5 protein-coding genes are annotated in these 5,070 nt (G+C 43.8%); 3 read left to right on the top strand and 2 right to left on the bottom strand.

Going from position 1 to position 5,070, the window contains the following annotated elements; translation table 11 throughout:
* Positions 1-337: spermine/spermidine synthase domain-containing protein (locus AC1DWN_RS27615; protein WP_477562091.1), on the bottom strand; the 337-nt coding region annotated here is incomplete at its 3' end.
* A gap of 198 nt (positions 338-535) precedes the next feature.
* On the opposite strand from AC1DWN_RS27615, the gene AC1DWN_RS27620 reads away from it, so the two are divergent.
* The 3 genes from AC1DWN_RS27620 (at position 536) to AC1DWN_RS27630 (ending at position 3,774) form a co-directional block, all read left to right on the top strand.
* Positions 536-1,069, top strand: coding sequence for a YhcN/YlaJ family sporulation lipoprotein (locus AC1DWN_RS27620; RefSeq protein ID WP_477562092.1), 534 nt, complete (start codon positions 536-538; stop codon positions 1,067-1,069).
* Between the two features lie 179 nt (positions 1,070-1,248).
* Positions 1,249-3,357, top strand: coding sequence for a transglycosylase domain-containing protein (locus AC1DWN_RS27625; RefSeq protein WP_477562093.1), 2,109 nt, complete (start codon positions 1,249-1,251; stop codon positions 3,355-3,357).
* Between the two features lie 126 nt (positions 3,358-3,483).
* Positions 3,484-3,774, top strand: a complete 291-nt coding sequence (locus AC1DWN_RS27630) for a hypothetical protein (protein WP_477562094.1) — start codon at positions 3,484-3,486, stop codon at positions 3,772-3,774.
* A 136-nt stretch (positions 3,775-3,910) separates the two neighbouring features.
* On the opposite strand, the gene AC1DWN_RS27635 is transcribed toward AC1DWN_RS27630, so the two are convergent.
* On the bottom strand, positions 3,911-5,070 hold a 1,160-nt coding region (locus tag AC1DWN_RS27635), incomplete at its 5' end, for a polysaccharide deacetylase family protein (RefSeq protein WP_477562095.1).

Below are 5,070 nucleotides of genomic sequence, written 5' to 3' on the forward strand. Positions count from 1 at the left end.
CAATAACCTTGCCGTCAATGTCGACTAGAACAGCCTTCTTTACCTGCGGATGCTTCATGACTTCACGAATAACGCCGCCATCTCCACCGCCTACAACAAGGACATTCTCTGGATTTGGATGCGTGAATAGTACAGGATGGGCAACCATCTCGTGATAAACGAACTCATCCTTCACCGTTGTCATAACCATACCGTCCAGAACAAGCATCGTTCCAAACTCTTCAGTTTCGATCATATCGAGCTGTTGAAAATCCGTTTGTTCGTTGACATAAGTTTTAGTAATCTTCGCCGTAATGCCGAAGCTGTCTGTTTGTTTTTCTGTATACCATAATTCCATGTGTGAATCCCTTCTTTCCTTCAATAGTTCAACCTGTATTATAGTCAAATTAAATCGCTACTACAAGTACGGATTCGCTTGCTTCCCGCAATAAAAAAAATGGGGTTACTGGCATTTTAACATAGAATTGGCTAGAACCTTTCATGTATCGGAATTGGAAAGAAAGCCACACTAATGAGGAAGAAAGGGGTGGCTTTTATGATAAGAAAAATAAACAGCATCAAAATCACAATGGTCGCAGCTTCAAGTTTGCTATTGTTTGCAGCAGGTTGTACGAACACTCCAAATCAGGTAAAGCAGCAAGCTTACCCGTACAACAATAATGGTCCGCAAATGCATAATACCAATCAGAATAAGGATTATGTTGGACACCAAACGCTACACGGTAAAAGCAATGTCGATAACCGTATTGATATTGCCGATAAAGCTGCGGATAAGATCACGAATGTACAGGGTGTTCGACAAGCTAACGTGCTTGTCACCAATAAAAACGCTTATGTTGCTGCCTTTCTCGACAGCAACAATAAGATGTCAAAAACCATTGAAGACCAGATCGCCCAACAAGTAAGAGCAGTCGATCCTACTGTCCAAAACGTTTATGTATCAACAAATCCAGAGTTTGTGGACCGCGTTAACACCTACGTTGAGGATGTAAAGCAAGGCAGACCGGTTGCAGGCTTTATCGAACAATTTAGTGAGATGATTCAAAGAATATTCCCAAGTCCCAAATAGTTAAAGATTGTACATGATAAAACAGGCTGCCGCCGCTCTAATGTTCCGGCAGCCTGTTTTTTGATGAATTCACTGCTTGGATAATAAATATGATAATCTTCCCTATCGCGTGAATAGCAACTTCCTCGTTTTTCCATACTAAGGAAGAGTAAAGTTTCGCGATGAAGGGAGTCTGCTCCATGAAAAAGCCTTCTAATCGGCAGGGCAAGACTAGCCGCAGATATACATTTCCTATAATATCCGAGAGGTTCCTTCCCCATATTTTTAAATTTAAAAAATGGCTGCGCTATTCGGCCGCCGCGCTAATTGTATTCCTTATTGTGTTCACTGGCCTATTGCTTTATTTGCGTACACAAACACTGCCTGTCTCCTCCGTCAGTCAAACATCGCAAATGTTAGATCTGCATGGCAATGTGCTCGATACGTTCCACGCTGGCGAAAACCGCCGTTCTGTTCAGCTAGAAGATGTATCTCACTATGTCATTGACGCTACTTTAGCAATCGAGGATCGCCGTTTCTATGAACACAGTGGCTTTGATATGAAAGGAATCGCACGCGCTGTCAAAGTTAACGTTCAAAGCATGTCTGCAAAGCAGGGCGCTAGCACACTCACTCAGCAGCTTGCGCGGAATTTATATTTATCGCATGAGCGGACCTGGCAGCGAAAGATGAAGGAAGCGATGTATACGGTGCAGCTTGAAATGAACTATTCCAAGGATGAAATTCTTGGCATGTACTTGAACCAAATCTATTATGGTCACGGTTCATATGGAATAGAAGCTGCAGCAATGATGTATTTCAATAAACACGCCTCCGAGTTGACGCTGTCCGAGAGCGCTATGCTGGCTGGCATTCCGAAGGGTCCCAAATACTATTCTCCGTACTTGGATATGAAAAACGCCAAGGATCGGCAGCTTACGATTTTACAGGCTATGCTGGAGGGCGGTTCTATTACGAAAGAGCAAGAAGACGCCGCTTATAAAGAAGTGCTCAACTTCCAAACGTTAGGCTCTGGCCAGCAAGAAGGCTTCGCTCCTTATTTCCGTGACTATATCCGGTATATTGCCGTTGATAAACTCGGAATAAATGAACATTTGCTTAATGAAGGCGGTATTACGATCTATACGACGCTTGATCCTGAGGCGCAGTCAGCCGCCGAGGAAGCGATCCGAAAAGGAGTTCCTGACAGTTCCGAGCAGCAAGCAGCGCTTATCTCCATTGATCCGCGCAACGGCTATATTAAAGCAATGGTCGGCGGACGGAATTATAAGACCAATCAATACAATCGTGTGTTTGCCAATACTAGGCAGCCTGGTTCTTCCTTCAAGCCGATTCTTTATTTGACCGCATTGCAAAGTGGCTTCATGTCACCCGTGTCCCGCTTCAAGAGCGAGCCGACTTTGTTTACTTATGATGATGGACGCAAAACCTACCAGCCGCGAAATTACGGGGATAAATACGTTAACGATTTTATTGACATGCGGCAAGCTATTGCAAGCTCCGATAACATATATGCGGTCAATACCATAATGACCGTAGGCGCAAATAAGGTTATCGATACGGCCAGAAACCTTGGCATTACTAGTCCGATGAAGCCCGTACCTTCTTTAGCTCTTGGAACTTTTCCAGTGAGCCCGTTTGAAATGGCTTCTGCTTTTGGCACATTCGCAAATGGCGGCATCCATGTTGAGCCTGTTGCTATCCTACGGATTGAGGATCGTAGGGGCAACTTATTATATGACGCAAAGCCGCAAGCGAAGCAAGCGATCACTGCTGCTGAAGCCTATGTTATGACCAGCCTGATGGAGAGTGTTTTCGACGTAGGTGGTACAGGCTTCCGTGTATCGTCAACGATTAAGCGGCCCGTCGCAGGAAAGACAGGTACAACAGGAACGGATGCTTGGCTGGTTGGATATACACCAGAGCTTACTACCGCTGTGTGGGTTGGCTACGATAAGGACCGTATGTTAACCGTGGCTGAGGCCTACAGAGCGGCTCCGATCTTTGCCAGCTATACGGAGAAAGCACTGGCTGCTGTACCGCCAAAAATCTTCCCCGTCCCTGAAGGTGTCGTCAATGTATATATTGATCCGACCAGCGGGAAGCTTGCAGCGGGCGATTGCCCGAACAAGAGACTGGAGACATTTCTCAGCGGTACAGAGCCAACAGAGGTATGCGGAGCACCAGCAGCAACCGATGAAAATGGTCAAGGAACGGGAGCTAGCGGCACAGATGCAGCAGGACGTAAATCTTGGTGGGCTGATCTGAAGCGGTGGTGGACAGACTAACGAAGTAAGACCTTCGCACATTTTTGTCTGAATTATGTTGATAAAGTGAATTTTCTTTGAACAAATGGTGAACTTTGTGTTATAGTTATGAAAAGAAAACACTTACATGAGTCGGGAGTGTTCACAATGACAACTAAAACAGCAACTATTAGCCAAGTTCAACCTTCAAAATCAGATGTCAAAGGACTTGTCAAAGCAATGACCGCTATTGCTTGGGGCGTTCTTGCTATCGGCGTATTACTTTGTTTAGTCAACCTAAGCCATTTCAGTGATCAAAATGTCGGACTAATGGTCGGCATCGGGTTTCTAATCGGCAGCGTTCATATTTACGTCATCGGTACCGCTATTGGCCTAGTCCATGCTCGGCTTCAACAAGAGCCTTCAGCTGTGTCAATGGATGATACAATGAAGTATTAAAGTGATGCTGACTGATTGACATCAGCTTGGTGCAATTAAAAAAAACGTACAAACTGCTAACAGTTTGTACGTTTTTTTGTCGCTTTCAAGCACTTTTTGAAGCCGTTTCTTTTCTCTTTCTTCCAATTAAAGATCACTATTTCAAATACGCTTTAATCTTGAGTATTAAATCTTTAGCAGAATACTTGCCATCCACATTCAATCGTGGAAGCTGATTCGCGTTCGAATCCTGCTTAATCATTCCCGGCTGTACGGTATACATAAGGGAGTGACCTGATGCAAGTGCCTGATTGATAAGCGACTGATTATTTCGACCAAACGGAAATGCAAAAGCTATGACCTTATTTCCGACAAATTGTTCAATAAGTGTTTTGGACAGCATTAAATCGTCAGATATACGTTTCTCGAACTGCGCTTTAGTTTCCAACTTCTTATTGATCAGCAGCCTTGAGGTCGTTGCAGCTCCAGTGGCAGTTCCCTTGTCTGTATCTCCATAGTAATGTGAATTGTAGGTATGATTCTGAATATCAATATAGCCGGAGTTGTACATCTCGAGCGCTTGCTGCCAATTGAAATGTGGTGCCCACATTACAGGATGGTCTCTATGCTTAGCTATAGCGAAAATCGTTGCGTATACCTTTTCCTTCACCAATATCGGATAAGCCAGCTTATAATTGCTTTCGTATCCGTCATCTATCGTAATGATAACAGACTTCTCAGGAAGCTTAACTCTTTTATCCCCTTTCAGGAACGCTAGAAGGTCTTGCTGTCGAATCGATACAAAGCCTTCCGCCTTAAGCGCTTGAAGCTGTGCACGAAAGGTGTTCGGATCAACAATAAGACTGTTTAAGTCTTCCTTTTTCTCGGAGAAATGGTGATACATGAGTGCAATAATCTTTGGATTAGCGCTTAATTTATCTGTTATTTGTGGTAGTTCTATATATTTATAAAAAATTGGATTTCGATGCACGTCATAAAAGACCATGACATAAGAGAACTTCTTCGGAGTGGCGTTATCGAGCAGAAGTGCTCCGTTTTTGTCCAATTCATGCGTATAGAGTCGATTCGTTGGCGAGTCATTCTGAGCAGGACTGTTCCCTTCAAGCTTATTTGTCTCAAAAAATTGCTTGTAATCAAAGCTGCCATCCTTTAATTGTTTTACGGCCTGATTATAGGGTAATAGTTGATCATACGACTGCAATGCAATCGATGCATAACCCGCAACCGTTGCAGACAGTTGTTTGCTGTTAATGGAAATATTAAGCGTCCCATAAGCAGGCCTATACACTTCAATGC

It is taken from the genome of Paenibacillus sp. P4_A7 (assembly GCF_056402455.1).